Source organism: Synechococcus sp. MU1651, assembly GCF_023630635.1.
In the GTDB taxonomy this organism is placed as follows: domain Bacteria; phylum Cyanobacteriota; class Cyanobacteriia; order PCC-6307; family Cyanobiaceae; genus Parasynechococcus.
Window position 1 is genome coordinate 1 of record NZ_JAKUHJ010000003.1, and the last position, 18,504, is coordinate 18,504.

The following is an 18,504-nucleotide window of genomic DNA, read 5'->3' on the forward strand; positions in this document are numbered from 1 at the left end:
ATTTTTATCTTTCGGAAGTTCTATATGCTTCCTCTTGAAAACAAACATTAGCAATCCCCCGAGCTTGCTTGTCTCAATCAATTCCCAACGTTCTCTGCCAAGAAGATTAAGTACAAATTGAAGTTGAGCGGCTGGATGTTTTGGTAGTCGAGGCTTTCCGTATAACCTTGGAAATTCTTTTTTTATAAACTCAGGACTTAATAACCCGTGAAGCTTTTGGCTGGCTTCTTCTGGACTTGAGGGAGTTTGCGAACTTTTGTTATTGACCACATTGATATGAATTACTCGGTATTCCCACTGAACCTCTTGCACGTTTTCTAGCATTTTTCAATTTTTAGTGAATTAAGTTGCGCGAGAATTACGCGCTTGTTGTTAGTTTATCTCTAGCAGCTTTTTACGCAAGCTCATGGGCTTTAAATTCTTTACAAAAAAGAAAGGCCGAAGGGTATAGATACCGCATAAATTTAAGAGGGCATAATACATATACATCTCCCATGCTATTGCCCCCATACTGGTACACCCAAGCACTTAATTGCGCAGGATTGCGTTAATTAGGAATGGATAATGCCTGGCAACTATTACTTTGCCGGACCTATTCCCAGCAACGAAGCACTATCTCGAGGACTTTTGTACCCCAATGAACATTTGCGGAGATTATTGGCTCTCTATCTGTATGGCTAGAAGCCATATCTGCTGCAGTTCCTGTCGCTTTCGGTACACTGGAGTAGGCAACAGTTACGTTGTTGAAGGGTGTTACCGGGGTGTTACCCGCAAAATTTAGTCCTTCAGAAAGGCCGTGGCCACAGGATTCTTGGCTTACGTAGTATAATCGGCGTTGATGCGCACATACTGATCCGACAGGTCACATCCCCAGGCCTGACCAGAGCCGGAACCATGCCCCAGGTCGAGGCGAATCGGAACATGGTCCTGCCGCAGAACGTTGCTGGCTGCAGCGCGATCAAAGGCCACGGGTTGACCAGCCTCCATCAATTGATGGGGACCAATCCAAAGAGCAACCGCATCCGGATCGAAGGACACACCAGAGCGACCCGCGGCCGCAACGATCCGCCCCCAGTTCGGATCCCGGCCATGGACCGCGGTCTTCACCAGAGACGAACCACAGACCGTACGCGCCACTTGCAATGCCGCGGCCTCGTCAACCGCACCCTCCACCTTCACCTCGATCAGACAGGTTGCCCCTTCGCCATCCCGGGCAATGGCCTGAGCCAGCTGCTGCATGGCCTGGGTGAGGCCCTGTTCCAGAACGGCATGGTGTTGTTGGGCCAGCGGTGGGCCTGCCGCGAAGGCCAGCACGGTGTCGTTGGTGCTGGTGTCTCCATCAACGGTGATGGCGTTGAAGGAACGCTGCACCGCACGGCGCACCATCCCTTGCCAAACGCCGGCATCGACGCCGGCATCACAACTGAAAAAGCCGAGCATCGTGGCCATGTCGGGGTGAATCATTCCCGAGCCTTTGGCCATCCCTCCGATGCGCACCCGGCGCCCCTCCAGTTCCAGTTCAAGCGCCACCTGCTTGTCCACCAGATCGGTGGTGAGGATGGCGTTGGCCGCGGCATCACCCCCCGCGTCATCCAAGGCCTCCACCAAAGAAGCCAACCCAGCCAGAAGGGTGGGCATCGGAATCGGCACACCGATCACTCCGGTGGAGCAGATCAACACCGACTCCGCATCAACGCCGAGCTGATCCGCTAGCCCCTGGGTGGCGCGCAGGCTGTCGACCAGACCGCGATCGCCGGTGCAGGCATTGGCCTGACCGGAATTGATCAACACGGCACGGGCCTGGCCGGCAGTACTGACGAGGCGATCACGGCAGAGATCAACACAGGCCGCCCGCACCACAGAGGTGGTGAAGGTGCCGGCACAAACCGCCGCCTCCGGGGCCAGAACCAGCGCCAGATCAGGCTTACCCGAGGGCTTGAGACCGGCAACGATGCCGGCCGCCTGGAACCCATTCGGTGCCGTCACACCACCCTTGATCGGTTGCCAAGAAGAAGCCATCGCCACCGCTGATCCGCCGCGAGACACTGGGTGCATCCTGCTCCGACACCATGGCGCCTGGCGAGCCGTCCTCGCAACGACGCATCGGACTCACGGGCGGGATTGCAAGCGGCAAGAGCAGCGTGGGCCATTGGTTGATGCAGCAAGGTCTGCCAGTGTTGGATGCGGATCAATTCGCCCGAGAGGCCCTCGCACCCGGTCGCCCGGCCACAAGAACCGTGCTGCATCGGTACGGCGCCGGAGTCCAGGCTGAAGGGGGCACAGCCGTCGACCGGGCTGCCCTGGGTCGGATCGTGTTCGAGGACCCCGCGGAACGGCGGTGGCTCGAGCAACTGATACACCCGATCGTGCGGGAGCGCTTCGACCAAGAACTCAGCCTCCATGCCAAGGCACCAGCCGTTGTGCTGATGATTCCGCTGTTGTTCGAAGCGGGGCTGGAGTCGCTCTGCAGCGAAATCTGGCTGGTCGACTGCGATGCATCCCAGCAGCTCGAGCGCTTGATCGAACGGGACGGGCTGAGCCCTGATGCCGCCCAAGCCCGCATTGCCGCCCAATGGCCCCTAAGCCGCAAACGTGGCTTGGCAGATCACGTTCTTGCCAATCGAGGCCAACCCGGCGCATGGCAGGCCCAAGCCTTGGGTCTGCTCAGCGCAACGGGGACAGCAGATCCCGGTTAGCCGTTCCTCCCGAAGTCGGCACGGAACCACTTGGTGATCACCCATTTGTGCCCCGCCTCTACGGGCAAGGCTTCGTGCAGCGTGAAGGGGTTGGGAGTGCCATCGGCCTGGAGGTTGTTCCAGGCCAACGCCATTCCAGGCACAGGCGTGAACGAGCGCCCCAGGCGGCGGAACAACGTCTCTCCACCCCGGTCCACAGGGTTGAGATAAACCATCACCGTCCACGTGCGTTGCCCGCCACTGTCGGTGTGGGTGGCGTATTCCTCCGTGCCCGGAGTAAACCAATCCGTGTGTTCCTTGAAGTATTCGCCGGGGTCGTAGCGCTGCCCCTGAATCGGTTCCGAGAGGCGCGGATCCACGCCAAACAAGGCCGCAAAGCGCTGATCAAGGCGCGCCGCCAGCTGGGGATGGTTTTGGCGCAAATGACAGGTGCGACTGGTGCGGTAATCGCTGCTGCCGCGGGTCACCGTTGACGGCTGCAATGACGCATTGATGGCGTCGATCACCTGCTCGCATTCCTCGTGGCTGAGCAGCCCTGGCAGCTCATAGACCTGGGCCAGCGACGTATCCAGCCGCCAGGCGCGAGGCCGGTGCTCTGGCCGGGTGAGGGGGGCCTCGAACCAAGCAAGCCAATCGGGCGATGGTGGGTCCGGGGTTGTGAGCCCAAGGGACGACGAATCGAGAACTGCCGCAATCGCCTCTTGCGCAAACCCCTGGTCGAGGGCCCGCTGCATCAACCCTTCAGGATCACAGCCGCGATCCCGGTTCTGCAGCAGCCATTCCTTCCAGGCATCGGGAATGGCTGCCGCTCCGCTCATCAACCCTTGAGCTTCTTGCTCAGAATCTGGTTGGCGAGCTTGGGATCCGCCTTACCGCCGGTCTTCTTCATCAACTGTCCAACGAAGAAGCCTTGCAGCTTGGTCTTGCCGCCTCGGAAAGCCTCCACCTCATCGGGGTGGGCCCCCAAGAGCTCATCAACAATGGCTTCGATCGCCGCCGGATCGCTGATCATGCCGAGACCGCGCTCGTCGACAATCGCCTTGGGTGAGCCGCCTTTCTCAAGCAGCTCCGGAAGGATCTCTTTGGCGATCTTGCCGCTGATCTTGCCGCCATCGATCAGTTGGACCATCTCGGCCAACTGCTCCGGCCGGAAGGGCAGTTCGGCATAGCTGAGCCGATTGCTGTTCACGTGGGCGGCGATGTCGCCGGTAATCCAGTTCGCCGCAAGCTTGGCGTCAGCGCCGGCACCCACCACGGCCTCGAAAAAGTCGGCCATCGGTCGCTCATCGGTGAGTACTCGTGCGTCGTATTGGGAGAGACCCAGATCATCGGCATAGCGATGCCGCTTGGCAGCCGGAAGCTCAGGCAATTCAGCGCGCCAGGACTCCCGCTGATCCGCGCTCACCTCAATCGGGCCGAGGTCAGGATCCGGGAAGTAGCGGTAATCGCTGGCGCCTTCCTTGCTGCGCATGCTCTTGGTGAGCTGCTTGCCCTCATCCCAGAGGCGGGTCTCCTGAACAATCGGCTCACCGGTTTCGTAGGCCTTGATCTGACGCTTGATCTCGTACTCGCAGGCCTTTTGGATGGCCGAGAACGAGTTCATGTTCTTGATCTCCACCTTCGTGCCGAAGGGCGCATCCGGCCCCCGTCGCACGGAGATGTTGACGTCGCAACGCAGGGATCCCTCCTGCATGTTGCCGTCACTCACCCCCAGATACCGCATGATCCGGCGAATCTCCGAGGCGTACTCCGCCGCTTCACGGCCGGTGCGCAGGTCCGGCTTGCTGACGATTTCCGCCAAGGCCACACCGGCCCGGTTGTAGTCCACGAGCGAATGGGTGGAACCCGCCAGGCGGTCACTGCCGGCATGCACCAACTTGCCGGCGTCCTCCTCCATGTGCAGTCGTTCGATGCCGATTTTCTTGAGATAGGTGTCCTTTCCCTTCTCCGCCACTTCCACCTCGATCCAGCCCTCCTCGGCGATCGGCTGGTCGTACTGGGAGATCTGGTAGTTCTTCGGCAGATCTGGATAGAAGTACTGCTTGCGGTCGAACTTGCTGTGTTCGGCGATGTTGAGGTTCAGCGCCATCGCTGCCTTCACGGCGTACTCGAGCACCTTCTGGTTCAGCACCGGCAATGTGCCAGGCAGACCGCACACCACCGGGTCGATGTGGGTGTTGGGGTCATCACCAAAGGTGGTGGACGCTGCCGTGAAAATTTTGCTGTCCGTTCCCAGCTGCACGTGGGTCTCGAGACCGATCACGGCCTCCCAGGCCGGTTGGGTTGCTGCGTCGGCCATGCGCCCGTGATGTGAAGCAGATTCCGGGATCCTATGGAATCAGGATGAAGCCCTCTCCTGACACCATGACCAGCAAGGGCCTTTCTTGCGCATGACTGCCGCCTCTGCCTCAGCCGTCTGTGTTTTGGGCGGGGGACTGATGGGCTTAGCCGTTGCCCATCAGCTGGCCCGTCGCGATCAGCGCGTGACCGTGATCAGCCGCCGCCGCAGCGAAGCTGCAGGCTTTGTGGCTGCAGGGATGCTCGCGCCCCATGCCGAAGGCTTGAGCGGCAACCTGTTGGTGCTGGGTCAAGCCAGCCTCGCGCTGATCCCCCGCTGGGTGGCGCAGATCGAGGCGGACAGCGGCCTGAGCTGCGGCCTGCGCACCAGCGGCATCGTGGTGCCGTTCCGAACAGCGACCGAGCGGGACGCTTACCCCACCGTCAGCCTTGGACAAACCCTGGACCGCACCGGCCTTGAGCGGGAAGTCCCAGGCTTGGGGCCGGAGTGGAGCACCGGGCTGCTGTTCGAGCAAGACGGCCAGATCGACAACCGCAGGCAGTTAATGCGGGCCCTGGAGCGGGCCTGCGTATCCCTGGGCGTGCAGTTCATGGAAGGGGCCGAAGTGCTGGATCTGGAGCGGGAGTCCGCCGGACAGCTCTGCGGCATCCATCTGCGCAGCGCCGAAGGAGAACAACAGCAACTGCGCTGCCAGCAAGCGGTGCTCTGCAGTGGCGCCTGGAGCCAACAACTGGTGCCGCAGCTGCCCGTGTTCCCGGTGAAAGGGCAGATGCTTTCGCTGCAGGGTCCGAGGGAGGCACTGAAGCGGGTGATCTTCGGGCCCGGCACCTATCTGGTTCCACGCGAAGACGGATTGATCGTGGTGGGGGCCACCAGCGAACGGGACGCCGGATTTGCCGAAGGCCTCACGCCCGATGGCCAGAAACAACTGCAGGCGGGGATAGCCAATCTGCTGCCAATAGCGGCGACCTGGCCCCCGATGGAGCGTTGGTCGGGATTCCGCCCCTGCACTCCGGACGAAGGCCCTTTACTGGGCCCTGGCCCAATACGCGGCCTGTGGCTGGCCTGCGGACATCACCGCAATGGAGTACTACTGGCGGCGATTACGGCAGAGCTCATAAGCGATGGCGCTACCAAACCAGAAGCGCTAACAAGTACGCAACAAAAGCTTCTAGAGTTATTTAGCTGGGATCGTTTTGAATCCACCTAGCAACCACCAACCAGAGCAAAAGATCAATCAATGCAATGCAATGCAAGCCATATGCTACAAAAGCAAACAAAATAAAATCAGATAAGGTCACATATGCAAGGAAAATTACTCCAATGCTGAAGAAAATTTGCAACACGCAGATACCACACAAAAGCATTGGCTAAGTTCAAATCTTAGCCGCTAAAATAGTTACAAGTTCTTTAATTGCGAAAACTTCCGCATAACGAAGAGCTCAAAATTTTTTAACACTACAAAAAATAATTCAAAAAGTGGAGGTTCGGCAAAAGCGCAAATAAGTCAGCGCACCAATTATCTCACTCCAGCCTCGTGCAAGTTTGTTTAGCAAAAAGCAGAAGAAGCAATAACATTAATAACATTCACAGTGAAGAATCCTAGTCGATGAATTTGGGAATTTCCCCAGGCCGACCCCCTGGATTTGTACATACCAAAGACCCAGCCTTTATCCCTGGAGATTCAATTGCTAGACAAGAATAAGGTTGCAATTGCCAATCACGAAGAAAAGGCACACAGACAAGTTAAGCAAGAGCATGAAATACAAGCAGACTGCAAAAAGCAAAGAAAAAGTACAGGCAATACTAAAAAGATCAGGCGGCAGTCACCACGGGGCGCCAAGCAAGGAAATACCAGACCAATAAAACGGATTCTCAAGCCCTTGAGAAACCCTACGCTGCTGAGCCAAAGTGAGCTGAGTCAGCAGAGGTTGGTCCTCAGGACCGAGAAGCTGGTCAGCAACAAGCCGAACCTGACCACGCAGGAAGGCCTGTCGCGTCAACTGCATCGCATTGGCCTTAAGAACACCTTGTTCGAGGTAGTGATAAAGCAAGACGAAATAAGCCGAAGTAGCGACATCGTCGACATACCAAAGCGTTCCAATAGCGCTGCGAGCACCAGCCTGCAATGCAAGCCCACTAAATCCCAATTCCGCAACCTCATCTCCAAGCGCAGTACGGCAAGCACTAAAAACAACCAGATCCAAAGGCACACCTTGACGCTTTTTACGCAAGCGGGAAAGTTCTTGCATCGAAATTGCACCAACACCCGAATACAACCGAGAAGCAGCTGGCCCTCCTGGTTTAAATTCGGCATGAGTGGCAATATGTACTTTGTCGTAACGAGCATCACCAGCCTTATCCAACAACGCGTCCAATGTAAACTCTTGGTTGAGGTATTGATCTTTTTTCCGAGGATCACCTATCCGACGGATTTCCTGTGGAACTAATGGCAACTCGGCTAAACCTTTAAACTTTGAAGCACCAAGAGCAAGCAAACGATCTTGATTCAACGCCTGCTTATTAAAATCCATCAGCGCTAGAGATGGTGTAATCGCGAAGGCAAAGCGATCACCAAAAAAGCGCTGACCATCACTTAACGCCGCAAAAGGAACAGCCTGAAGTCCACGGTCAGCCGAAATAAGCAACGTTGTTATTTTGTCACGCAGCAGGACATCGGCTAAACCACCAAAAATTAACTCATAGAGCTGACGCGAAGGTGCCGAAGGGTCCTCCACATTGAGAGATTCCTGCCGGGACAACTGGCGATATAATTTTCTTAATTGCTCACGGAATGTAGTCGTCGACAATTCTGCACGGAAGCCCTCAACTGCTCCAGAAGCAGGAATCAACGTTATATCTAGAAAGGCATCGACATCACCGGAAGTCGTCCGTCCTTCAGCAGGCGTAAAATAAATATGCAGAACGGCTGGGTTATATCGACTCGAATCAAAGAATGGTCGCTGAGCACGGGCCGGAGCCAGACTGAAACTTATTGCGATAAAAGCTATGGATGAAAAGCTCAGTCGCCGACATTTTTCCAAGAAGACATGCACAACTATCAGATCTCAATCAATGGTTGAATACTGGCCAGGTTCATTAAGACCAAAAAAAAGAAGGAAGTCAATATGGAAAATTTTTATGAAAACATCAATGCAAACCTAAGGATTCGCAACTTGCTGCTTGAGCTGTTGAAGGAAGCCAGAAATACGCTGCACACTCGGGGTCGAACGACCAGACAATTCAGGGAGATTCAGCCCCTGAATGGCTCGTCGCGTCGAGACAGCATCACCAGCAACAACATTGCGCGATGCCTGCTCAGCACTTATGCGGGTGACAACGACGGCTGGAGAGCCCGGCTGAGCAGAGTCGATGGATGTTGTGTTCGCGGCATCATCACTGTCGGCAGTCCCATCAGCTTCACCCTCTGCAGCCACATCCTCATTATCAGTTTGAAGATCAGTAGTTGATTCATCACCCTCAGCCTCAGCCTGAACATCACCTGCGCTCTCCACAGCATCCACATCAGAATCATTACCTCCGCTTGAAAAGGCATCGATATCCCGACCCGTTGCACCTTCTGTGCCCTCTCCGGCGGGGTTTGCACTGACCGCATTCGATGCCACAGAGCCATCACTGCTAACGCCCTCCCGAGAACTAGTCGTAGCTATAGCCAACCCTGCGGATGACGTTACGTCGTCTGCGGGACTTGACAAAGAAAACGACGAATCCGTGCTGAGCTCCACAGTGACGCCTTCACCAGAGATGCTGGTTGGAAGAGCAAGAGTCTCAGTAACCGTCACAAGGCCACCGTCCGCATCAGGCGAATCAGTAACAGCAGTGGCATTGGCTAACGCAGGGTCACTATCGGTTGTTTCGACGACCGCAGGTGGTGCAATTCCGACGTCTTCAGAAGGCACTGAAATCGTAGAAATGCTGGAATCATTAATGAGGTCTACTACAGCTGCTGCGGTCGCTTCATCCACACCTGCATCGACCAGATCTGCTTCTGGAGTCGGTTCCGGCGTGGGTGTTGGAGTCGGTTCCGGTTCTGGAGTTGGTGTTGGCTCCGGCTCTGGTGTTGGTGTTGGCTCCGGCTCTGGTGTTGGTGTTGGCTCCGGCTCTGGTGTTGGTGTTGACTCCGGTTCTGGTGTTGGTGTTGACTCCGGTTCTGGTGTTGGTGTTGGTGTTGGTGATGGTGATGGTGATGGGACTACGCAAATATTGGAAGTCGCACCACTCAGACAAGTCGCCGAAGATGGATGTGTTCCATCAACCGTGAGGGTACCTGCAGAAACAGTGACCGAGCCAGTAAAGGTCAAATTCGTGTTTGCCAGCCTCCATTTACCGACACCTTGTTTAGTCAGACTGGTTAAGTTACCGTACGAGTCATTTGTCAAACGAGGACTCAATATATTGCTATCTGTACTTGTACCATCGATAAACAACGTCCTAGATCCAACCCCATCAATAACAATATCCCCAGTAGAGTTAAAAGAGATCGGTCCAGTTCCCGAGGCAATCAATGTACCGCCATTTACGCCAAGTGTGAAAAGACGGTTGGTATTGTTGCCTGCTCCCACATACTCCAAAGCACCGCCATTCAAAACGAGATTGGCAGCTAAATCAGAAGACTCTCCGATCCCACTCGCCACACCTCCATCCTCAATAGAAGATATCAAGAGAGTTCCAGCCTCAATGACAGTTGGACCAGAGTAAGTATTGGCGCCAGTTAGAGTCAGTGAACCAGAACCCTTCTTGATCAAAGAGGCATTTCCAAAAGAGTCTTTAATCAAACCTGGGAACGTGGTGTCCCCCGCCTGATCAAGAATCAGAGAACCATTAGACACATCGATCTGATTACTTGGCGAAGCACCAACCAAACCCCCAGAGGAACTAGAGATTAACTTAACTGTGCCAGCAGAATCCGTATCCCAGGAGATTTTTGAATAGTTGGTCGTGCCAAAAGAAACGTAAGACCCCATCTCTATCCCCTCTGTAGATTCTAAAGTCAAGTTGCCGCTTCCAGTCATATTTGTTATGTCATTATTCAAAATAATTTTTTTATCTGCCCGAAAAGTTAAATTTCCAGACCCCGAGCCGCTGACCATAATTCCATCATCAAGAGTGATCGTTCCCCCAGCAGGATCGCTAACATTATCTGCTGTTATTGATGTGGTAGCAGTATTACCAGTACCAGGATCGGTATACGTAATCGGAGGATTAGAAGAATTCAAGGTCGAAACAGTAACATCTGTACCATCAGAAAGAGCCGCTTGAATTGCCGTCACTTCACCGCCACTTAGAGTGTAGTCATATGGATCTAACAACCAGTAGCCATTCTTAAATGGCAATTCAGCAGCCAAATCAATCTCAATACCTACAACATCTAGACTAAAACCAGAAGTTTCAATCCGACCTCCGTCGCCTCCATACTCCCCCCCTCGAGCTCGCAGATTTCCAGCAACCGAAGTAACAGAATCAGGATCATTAATATCACTCCATACGACAATTTCACCTCCATCACCTATTAAACTAGATGATGCATCAATGACAACTTGAGAGCCCACATTGACTGTAGCAGCCTGACGCACAGTTAGATCACTTCTCTGCCAACTGCCGCCAACCTGAATTAGACCACCACCCTGAATACCGCGCGCAGAAAGCCGCGTTTCACCTATCAAATCAATAGATTTCCCCGTCAAAGTGATCGAGCCAGCAACACCATCAGAAGAATCCAGCGACACTGCACTATCAAGAAGTGTTAGGGAGTCATTCATCGCATCAATGTACAAAGACTCATCGATTGCCACATCAATGCCATCAAGATGAATCCCTGAACGATTTACTACAGCAGCCTCATCAGAATCTGGATCGACAACCAAACCTGCAGAACCTGACAACGGCATGCCGGTCAATGGAGAAAGGACCGATGGTTGGCTTCGGAAGACATCAAAACTTCCATTACCAAATTGGAGCGTATTCGCGGTACTCAGGATGAGATTAGGAACATTGATGAAACTCGAACCCTGGCCGAGGTGAATGCCACCAGGCGATAACCAAAAGAGGTTGGATGATGAGCCAAGAGCAATTGGCTTATTAATGAAAGAACCTTTGGATGATGTAACAGCGATTATGAGATTTTCTTTGCCAATAGAATCAAACTCAACACCTTCAATACCTCCTCGCGTATCGAACCCCTTAAAGCGATGGAAAAGGTTTTTACCCGATAGGGTTCCGCCTGAAATTTTGCAAATTCCAGAGCGACATGACTCATGAAGACTGCCATTCACCTTGGTTGACAAACTGTTCGTAACAGCAGGCTCTACTTCAGAGTGCGCAGGGAAAGAGGCCAATATGAGAAGCCCCAGCCCGAACGCAGCTCCATTGCTGAATCGAACTCTTAATGAGGAGCAAAGCATGGCTTACCCCACTCCTACAAAGCTCTTGTCAGAATAACGATCTATTCTAAGAAAGCACAGATGCCTCCTGAACGCCCAACATCCAAACATGGAGCGGGCAGGCAAAAGACCTGATGATCGATCTGGGATCAATATTGTTCTTGGCACAACAGGTTGCTCCACCCCTGCAACCCGGACCAGTTCGACTTCCCAGCACAACAATTAAGCAACGAACCACACCCGCTCGAAACCCTATTTTTGAGCGAACCAACCGTATCGATAGCGACTCTCCTGAAACAGACAGATACTCGAAGCCCTGGTCATCGAAACCCACGACCTGGACCCCAGATCTTGTTGGTGACGACTTTTTTACCGATGATCAGCTCAAAAATACTTTCAAAACATGCCGCCAAACATCAGTTGCCGAAACCCTAAATAATTGCGCAGCCAAATTAACCGCTCTCCTCCTAAGCAAAGGCTATATTAATAGTCGTATTTATGTAGTACGAACCCCTGAACCAGGAGCCCTTGAGGTTGTTCTTGGACGCATAAGTGAAGTGAATATCACCAGTTCAGACCCCGAACTAAAAGCCCAAGTTGAAAAAGAATTAAACCAGCTGGTCGGCGAGGTTCTCCATCTGCCAACCCTGGAAAAAATGCTGTTGCGATTGAGAAAGCGCGGCTCTGGCCAGATCAAGGGAGGAATGCAACGGTTGGGCAGCGATCCAACCCGTGCCTCGATTCAACTGACGGTGGAGCCAACACCACCAACACCCCTTAAAGGCGAAGTAGCACTAAGCAATAACGGCAACATCGGAAGCGGTGAGTGGAGAAGCAGCGCCACCCTGCTCAAGCAAGATTTAATAAAGCATGGAGATCTCGCACTGATCTATTTCGAGTTGGATTCGGATGGAGAACTTGAAATGGGCACTGGAATCACATCACTGACCTACGGCTATCCCCTCAATGAGACACTTTCACTAACAGGATCCATTGGCTACAGCTACCGCCGTTTTGTTGAGTTCCAACAGCCGGCATTTAATTTCAACTTCCGAACAACCCAAGGTTTACTAAAACTCGAGCAAGAACTCATCAATCATCCTTCCTGGCGGTGGACAAATTCCATGGGAATCAGCATAAGTCAAACCTCAAGCTTTGACGGCAACAGCAGCATCCCACTTGTTCTGGGTGGCGGCCCCGACGGATACTTAACCAGCGGAAATTTAAAATTAAATACCAATATTATGCACCAATCGGACCGCTCAACATGGAGTGCCAACCTATATTTTCTTCAGGGAATAGCAGGAATCACAAAAACCCGTCATCGAAAGAATTTTGAACTGCAAGGAGTGGATCTTGGCAAAGCCCGTGCCATAGGTGGGCTACTTGATGTCTCCTTAATGCTTACACCAAACCTGTCACTTTCTGGCCGTGCCGCTGGTCAACATGCTCTTACTCCTCTACCGAGCAGCATGACCTTTGGCGTGGGAAGTGATGTGGGACTTCGAGGATTACCCGGAAGTCTCGTCAGCGGTGACAACGGATGGCTAGGTGTCTCAGAGTTAGTTTGGACCGCCTGGAGCGATGGCCAGCAAGCGCTGCAAATCGTTCCATTTATAGGTATCGGAGGGATCCAAACCAATGCCCTGGATTTCGTGTTCGAAGACAACATTGGATCCAGCGGAGTAATTGCTCGTTATGTCAAAGGTCCTTGGCAAGTAGAGCTTGGCTGGGTTGACACCTTCATGACGGATGACAACCCTGGGCTTTGGAACCACTGGGTGGTGGGCCATGGGCTTCACACCAAGCTCCGCTTTACGTTCTGACAGCTACAAACAGATCAGCTTTCCACGCGCCAGGCCTGGTCAGAAGGAACCCATTCGTTCAACTCATCAGAGCTGAACCACAAGCCAATCTCAAAAGAGGCTGTCTCAGGGGCATCTGATCCATGGATAACGTTGCGGCCAATATTGACAGCCAAGTCGCCACGAATCGTCCCAGGCTCAGCCTCCAGGGGCTTGGTGGCACCGATCAGCTTACGAGCACTTGCGATCACGCCATCGCCTTCCCACACCATGGCGACGACAGGTCCAGAAGTAATGAAATCAACCAAGCCAGCGAAGAAAGGGCGCTCTTTGTGCACGCCGTAATGCTGCTCAGCCAGAGCACGGCTAGGGGTGATCTGCTTCAAGCCGATGAGCTTGAAGCCCTTGCGCTCGAAGCGGCCGAGGATCTCACCCACTAGTCCACGCTGTACACCATCCGGCTTGATGGCGATGAAAGTGCGTTCAGCGGCCATGACATGAATTAAGAAACCGAGTCATCGTCCGTGGCAGCCCGCCCTGTTGGCAAGCAAAGCGCCCACCCCCATCATTCCTATCGTTGACTCAAATACCAGCTCTCCCGTGCCGCAAGGCGGAACCGAACACCCTTGGTCTATCGCCCGCAGCGGGGACCTCTACGGCCTAAACCGCTGGGGTGAACCCTATTTCTCAATCAATTCCCGCGGCCACGTGGTGGTGCAACCCCGTGGTGATCGCGGTGGCTCGATCGATTTGATGGAACTGCTCAGCGGTCTGGAAGAGCGCGACCTTTCCAGCCCGCTGCTAGTTCGCTTCGACGACATCCTCGACGACCGGCTCGAACGCCTGCATGCTGCCTTCGAGCGAGCAATTTCCCACTACGACTACAGCGGTTGTTATCAGGGGGTGTTCCCGATCAAGTGCAATCAACAGCGCCACGTAGTGGAACACCTGGTGGAAAGCGGCCGGCGCTGGAACTTCGGCTTGGAAGCCGGGAGCAAAGCCGAACTCTTGATCGCACTCTCCCTTACCCAGAACCCCCATGCCTTGCTGATCTGCAATGGCTACAAAGATCATCGCTACATCGAGACGGCCATCCTGGCTCGCAAACTCGGACACCAGCCGGTGGTGGTGATCGAACAGGCTGATGAAGTGCCCCGGATCATCAAGGCCAGCAAGGTGCTAGGGGCATCACCATTCCTAGGCTTAAGGGCTCGTCTTTCCAGCCGCAGCACCGGCCGATGGGGAAGCTCCGTGGGCGAGCGGGCCAAATTTGGCCTCAACCTCACCGAGGTTTTGAAAACAGTGGAGGCGCTGAAGGCCGCTGGACTGCTGGACGAGCTGCGGCTGCTCCATTTCCACATTGGCAGCCAAATCAATGACATCGCAGTGCTCAAGGACGCCCTGCAGGAAGCCGGGCAGATCTATGTGGAGCTGACCCGCCTCGGTGCACCGATGGGCTTACTGGATGTGGGGGGTGGCCTGGGAGTCGATTACGACGGAAGCCGAACCGCATCGTCGGCGTCCACCAACTACTCCCTGCAGAACTATGCAAACGACGTGGTGGCGACCGTGAAGGAATGCTGCATGCCCCACAACATCCCTGTTCCCACCCTGGTGAGCGAAAGCGGGAGGGCCATCGCTAGTCATTTCTCTGTGCTCGTATTCAACGTGCTCGGCTGCGGTCAACCGCCCGAACAGGAGCCAGCTCCCCAACCCGATGAACCGCTGCCTGTGCGCAACCTGCGCGAGACCCTGTTCCAGATCCGACAGGTGAAGGATCAGCCAGAGGTCGACATCAGCCTGTTGCAGGAGGCGTGGAACGATGCGGTGAAGTTTCGCGATGACGCCCTCGCCGCCTTTCGCCTCGGCTACATCCGTCTCGATCAGCGAGCGATGGCCGAACAACTCAGCTGGGCCTGCGCCCAGGCGATCAATGCGCTGCTTCCAGGCTCCAAACCGATCCACGAGGACCTACGCGGTCTACAGCGGGCTCTGGCCTGCACGTACTACGCCAACCTTTCTGTGTTCCGTTCGGCCCCAGACACCTGGGCCATCGATCAGCTCTTCCCAGTAATGCCCATTCATCGCCTGGATGAACAACCTACGGAACTGGGCCAATTCGCCGATCTCACGTGTGATTCTGACGGCAAGTTGGATCAATTCATTGATGCCGGAAAGACCAAGTCGTTGCTCGAGTTACACCCCCTGCGCGATGGCGAGCCCTATCGAATAGGCATCTTTCTCGCTGGGGCTTATCAGGAGGTGATGGGCAATCTGCACAACCTGTTCGGCAGCACCAACGCGGTGCATGTACGCCTCAACCCCATTGGCAGTGGCTACGTGCTCGACCATGTGGTTCATGGCGACACCAACGCCGATGTACTTCAGGTGATGGAACACGATCCGGATCTGATGCTCGAACGATTTCGCCAGGCCACCGAGCAAGCCATTCAGTCCAAGGCCCTGGGAATTGCTGATGCACGCCGTTTGATGGACCATCTGAAAACCAGCCTCCGCCAAACCACATACCTGCAGGAATGAAGCGTCCAGCCCAGCTGCTGCTTCGAACTGGGCCTTATGTCATCGCTCTTGTCGTGCTTGCCGTGCTGCGGCAAAGCGGCCTGGCCCAGATGGTTGATTTGACCATTTACGACCTAGTCGTCAGTCACAAGGAGGCTCCCTCCGGTCTCGACAGCCCAATCACCGTGATCGGGATCGAGGAAAGCGATATCCAGAGGTATGGCTGGCCGATCGACGATGGCCTTTTCTGCCGTGGCATCGACAGCCTGCAAAGCGGTGGTGCCATTGCCATTGGCTTCGATCTCTACCGTGATCAGGGCGTCGGCCCGGAACAGCAGTGCCTGAGAAATCGGTTCCGAGACACACCCACATTGGTGTCGATTTTCAATTTGGCATCTGGCATCTCAGCAGTACCTGGCACTCCAGCGCAGAGGCAGTCGTACAACGATCTAAGCCTGGATGCTGACGGGGTTCTACGTCGTGACCTCGTCCATGTCACCGGGCAGGACGAAGCAACCGTTTCATTCGCGATGCGGGTGACGGAGGTGGCCACGGGTGACCGCTCTATGCGTGAGTCGATCGATGCCGGAACCGATGACGACCACTGGTTAACGGCGGATGCGGGTGGGTACCACCACGAAGCCGACGCTGGCTTGGGATTGCAACGCATGCTGGTTTATCGCCAACCAGGTAGTTATCGCCGTTACACCCTGGAGCAATGGCTGAATGGTGATCTTCCCTCGGATGCGATCCGCAATCAGATCGTCCTGATCGGCAGCACAGCCCCTTCCCTACGAGATTTGTTTGAGGTGCCCTTCAGCCGGTTTCACCACGGTGCAGAGATGTTTCAAATCCCTGGAGTGGAAATCCACGCAAATCGCATCGCCACCCTGCTCGACCAACGCCGTAACAACGCCCAAGTGATTTGGACTATGCCGGGTTGGGGCAACCGGATTCTGGTCCTGATTAGCTTGCTTGCAGGCCTGGTACTGGGAGAGGCATTTCAAACGTTGCGCCGCAGCGTGCTGGTGGTGGCTGGCGTTGCCGGTGCCGGCACTGCTGGCTTGCTAGGTCTACTGCTGTGGTCCCAGGTCTGGGTCGGTACGGCCCTGCCGCTGACCAGCATGCTCAGCATGGCCGGGGCAGCTTGGCTGCGGCGAGGAGCCATTAGCCAACTGCATTCGCAACAAATACGGCTATTACTCGGCCAAGCCACCTCACCGGCGGTGGCCCAGAAACTCTGGGATCAACGCGAGGAACTACTCAGCAATGGCCGCTTTGAAGGCCAGCAGCTACCCATCACTGTGCTGTTCACCGATATTGCCTCATTCACAACAGTCTCCGAGTGTCTCAGCCCGCGCGAGTTAATGGACTGGCTGAACCGAGGCATGGCGATCTGTGTTCCAGCCGTGACCCGCAGGGGAGGAATGGTGAACAAATTCACCGGTGACGGCATGCTTGCAGTGTTTGGAGTGCCCGTCCTCCAAGATCCCGCCGCTGAGGCCGCAGCAGCGCTCGAAGCAGCACGGGAGATTCAGGCAGGACTGAAAGAGCTCAATGCCGAGTTCCTCAAACAGGCTCAACCTGCAATGCACATACGGGCCGGCATCCACTCCGGGGAAGCACTGGTGGGCTCAATGGGCAGCCCCGAGCGCATCGAGTACGCAGTCATCGGCGACACCGTCAATTGCGCCTCGCGGCTGGAAAATTTGGAGAAACACCGCCATCAAGGCGTAATGCGTGTTTTGGTTTCCAACAACACTTTGGAAATCCTCGAACCCAACTTCCGTAAACAGCTGGTGTTGGAGGCATGGGGATCCATACACGTAAAAGGAAGAGATGAGCCTCTAGAAGTGAGCGAACTCAAAATGGACAACGGACCGGTAACGACTCAGGCCAGTCCGACGTAGCGAGATCAGCCAGCTCAAATTCAGCCAGTGTTTGGATCGTGGGAACATGTCTTCCACAGGCGGAATGCAAACGAGCTAAGGCCTCCTGGATTGAGGCATCATCCTTTACAGGCGAGGGCACCAGCAAACTCACCGCTGGAGGCGAGGAGCTATCAACAAAAGCCAAGGAACCAGCTTTAGAACTATCGACATCGTCAGCCGAACAATCAAACGACGACTCCCAGACGGTGGCCTGAGCGAGTTGGGAAACTGGTATTAACGAAAGACCCGCAGAAGCAGCCGGCAGGGTGCGCGACAGAGGGACGGAGGTCAGCGCAGAAGCACCCCGTTGTTCTGGCTGGAAAGTCACATGAAGCGGCACCGGGTTGGCCGTTGGCCCTATCAGCACAGATAGATATCCATCCGGCGCAAAAACACTCTGAGACGGAACCAGATGAGCAACGATGCGGGCACTGCACTCCCCGCGAGTTCCACCACCAACCCGACGTCCCGGGAAAGCACTTCGCAGGTCCTTTTGGGCATAGGCGACATTTACAAGCAGTGCTGAACTGATCACCAGCAAGCCTGAGATCAGCAGGCCTTGAGCACGTTGGGTAGCAAAGGGCATCTCTACAAAGCATGAGCTTGTTACCAACCCTGTCCAAACCACAAGGACCAGGCAAGCCGTCAAAACGAACTTTCAAATCAGACGCAACATCGGATACAGCCACAGGGAGTAGCCCCATCCACGTTTCGCCCTAACCACTTATCAGGCAGGCTCCCATCTCCGCTGGGCAAAGCAGGGGAACACCAGGCAACACAGAGAGCATTAGCCGTGAATGGCATCGTGAGCCATGAGTCACCGTCCCAGCAATTCACTCGATCTGCACAGCG

General features: G+C 54.9%; 13 protein-coding genes. 5 read left to right on the forward strand and 8 right to left on the reverse strand.

Annotation, left to right across the window (positions count from 1 at the left end):
- Together NCN05_RS04080 and argJ are read right to left on the reverse strand one after the other, a co-directional pair.
- On the reverse strand, window positions 1-312 hold a 312-nt coding region (locus NCN05_RS04080; protein WP_250397112.1), incomplete at its 3' end, for a hypothetical protein.
- Window positions 313-816: 504 nt separating this feature from the next.
- Window positions 817-2,019 carry a bifunctional glutamate N-acetyltransferase/amino-acid acetyltransferase ArgJ gene (gene argJ / locus NCN05_RS04085; RefSeq protein WP_250397113.1) on the reverse strand — a complete coding sequence of 401 codons (1,203 nt, stop codon included), beginning with the start codon at window positions 2,017-2,019 and terminating at the stop codon, window positions 817-819.
- 50 nt (window positions 2,020-2,069) lie between these two features.
- Here argJ and coaE point away from each other — a divergent pair, with 50 nt between their 5' ends.
- A complete protein-coding gene (gene coaE, locus NCN05_RS04090; RefSeq protein ID WP_250397114.1) occupies window positions 2,070-2,696 on the forward strand; it encodes a dephospho-CoA kinase in 627 nt (208 codons plus the stop codon).
- On the opposite strand, the gene NCN05_RS04095 is transcribed toward coaE, so the two are convergent.
- Both NCN05_RS04095 and gatB read right to left on the reverse strand, forming a co-directional pair.
- Window positions 2,693-3,514: a prolyl hydroxylase family protein gene (locus tag NCN05_RS04095; RefSeq protein WP_250397115.1), complete on the reverse strand. Its 822-nt coding sequence runs from the start codon at window positions 3,512-3,514 to the stop codon at window positions 2,693-2,695. The genes coaE and NCN05_RS04095 overlap by 4 nt on opposite strands.
- Window positions 3,514-4,995 carry an Asp-tRNA(Asn)/Glu-tRNA(Gln) amidotransferase subunit GatB gene (gene gatB, locus NCN05_RS04100; RefSeq protein WP_250397116.1) on the reverse strand — a complete coding sequence of 494 codons (1,482 nt, stop codon included), beginning with the start codon at window positions 4,993-4,995 and terminating at the stop codon, window positions 3,514-3,516. The genes NCN05_RS04095 and gatB overlap by 1 nt, the downstream gene beginning before the upstream one ends.
- A 91-nt stretch (window positions 4,996-5,086) precedes the next feature.
- Here gatB and NCN05_RS04105 point away from each other — a divergent pair, with 91 nt between their 5' ends.
- Entirely contained in the window at window positions 5,087-6,205 is a 1,119-nt protein-coding gene (locus tag NCN05_RS04105) for an NAD(P)/FAD-dependent oxidoreductase (RefSeq protein WP_250397117.1), read from the forward strand.
- A gap of 616 nt (window positions 6,206-6,821) precedes the next feature.
- On the opposite strand, the gene NCN05_RS04110 is transcribed toward NCN05_RS04105, so the two are convergent.
- Window positions 6,822-8,051 (reverse strand): CHAT domain-containing protein, encoded by a 1,230-nt coding sequence (locus tag NCN05_RS04110; RefSeq protein ID WP_250397118.1) that lies wholly within the window; start codon window positions 8,049-8,051, stop codon window positions 6,822-6,824.
- 105 nt (window positions 8,052-8,156) lie between these two features.
- Window positions 8,157-11,351, reverse strand: a complete 3,195-nt coding sequence (locus NCN05_RS04115; protein WP_250397119.1) for an autotransporter-associated beta strand repeat-containing protein — start codon at window positions 11,349-11,351, stop codon at window positions 8,157-8,159.
- 179 nt (window positions 11,352-11,530) lie between these two features.
- On the opposite strand from NCN05_RS04115, the gene NCN05_RS04120 reads away from it, so the two are divergent.
- Window positions 11,531-13,222 carry a ShlB/FhaC/HecB family hemolysin secretion/activation protein gene (locus NCN05_RS04120; protein ID WP_250397120.1) on the forward strand — a complete coding sequence of 564 codons (1,692 nt, stop codon included), beginning with the start codon at window positions 11,531-11,533 and terminating at the stop codon, window positions 13,220-13,222.
- A 14-nt stretch (window positions 13,223-13,236) separates the two neighbouring features.
- Here NCN05_RS04120 and ndk read toward each other — a convergent pair whose 3' ends face one another.
- Window positions 13,237-13,695 carry a nucleoside-diphosphate kinase gene (gene ndk, locus NCN05_RS04125; protein ID WP_250397121.1) on the reverse strand — a complete coding sequence of 153 codons (459 nt, stop codon included), beginning with the start codon at window positions 13,693-13,695 and terminating at the stop codon, window positions 13,237-13,239.
- 106 nt (window positions 13,696-13,801) lie between these two features.
- Between ndk and speA the strand changes: the two genes are divergently transcribed.
- The gene (speA, locus tag NCN05_RS04130; RefSeq protein ID WP_250397122.1) at window positions 13,802-15,742 is read left to right on the forward strand and encodes a biosynthetic arginine decarboxylase; all 1,941 of its coding nucleotides are present in this window, start codon (window positions 13,802-13,804) and stop codon (window positions 15,740-15,742) included.
- 53 nt (window positions 15,743-15,795) lie between these two features.
- Entirely contained in the window at window positions 15,796-17,631 is a 1,836-nt protein-coding gene (locus NCN05_RS04135) for a CHASE2 domain-containing protein (RefSeq protein WP_250397123.1), read from the forward strand.
- Here NCN05_RS04135 and NCN05_RS04140 read toward each other — a convergent pair.
- Window positions 17,585-18,238, reverse strand: a complete 654-nt coding sequence (locus tag NCN05_RS04140; RefSeq protein WP_250397124.1) for a hypothetical protein — start codon at window positions 18,236-18,238, stop codon at window positions 17,585-17,587. The genes NCN05_RS04135 and NCN05_RS04140 overlap by 47 nt on opposite strands.
- Between the last annotated feature and the right edge of the window lie 266 nt (window positions 18,239-18,504).

Excerpts from the sequence above, each read along its gene's own strand:
- argJ (WP_250397113.1), bottom strand. The coding sequence starts at position 2,019 with ATGGCTTCTTCTTGGCAACCGATCAAGGGTGGTGTGACGGCACCGAAT.
- coaE (WP_250397114.1), top strand. The coding sequence starts at position 2,070 with ATGGCGCCTGGCGAGCCGTCCTCGCAACGACGCATCGGACTCACGGGC.
- NCN05_RS04095 (WP_250397115.1), bottom strand. The coding sequence starts at position 3,514 with ATGAGCGGAGCGGCAGCCATTCCCGATGCCTGGAAGGAATGGCTGCTG.
- gatB (WP_250397116.1), bottom strand. The coding sequence starts at position 4,995 with ATGGCCGACGCAGCAACCCAACCGGCCTGGGAGGCCGTGATCGGTCTC.
- NCN05_RS04105 (WP_250397117.1), top strand. The coding sequence starts at position 5,087 with ATGACTGCCGCCTCTGCCTCAGCCGTCTGTGTTTTGGGCGGGGGACTG.
- NCN05_RS04120 (WP_250397120.1), top strand. The coding sequence starts at position 11,531 with ATGATCGATCTGGGATCAATATTGTTCTTGGCACAACAGGTTGCTCCA.
- ndk (WP_250397121.1), bottom strand. The coding sequence starts at position 13,695 with ATGGCCGCTGAACGCACTTTCATCGCCATCAAGCCGGATGGTGTACAG.
- NCN05_RS04140 (WP_250397124.1), bottom strand. The coding sequence starts at position 18,238 with ATGCCCTTTGCTACCCAACGTGCTCAAGGCCTGCTGATCTCAGGCTTG.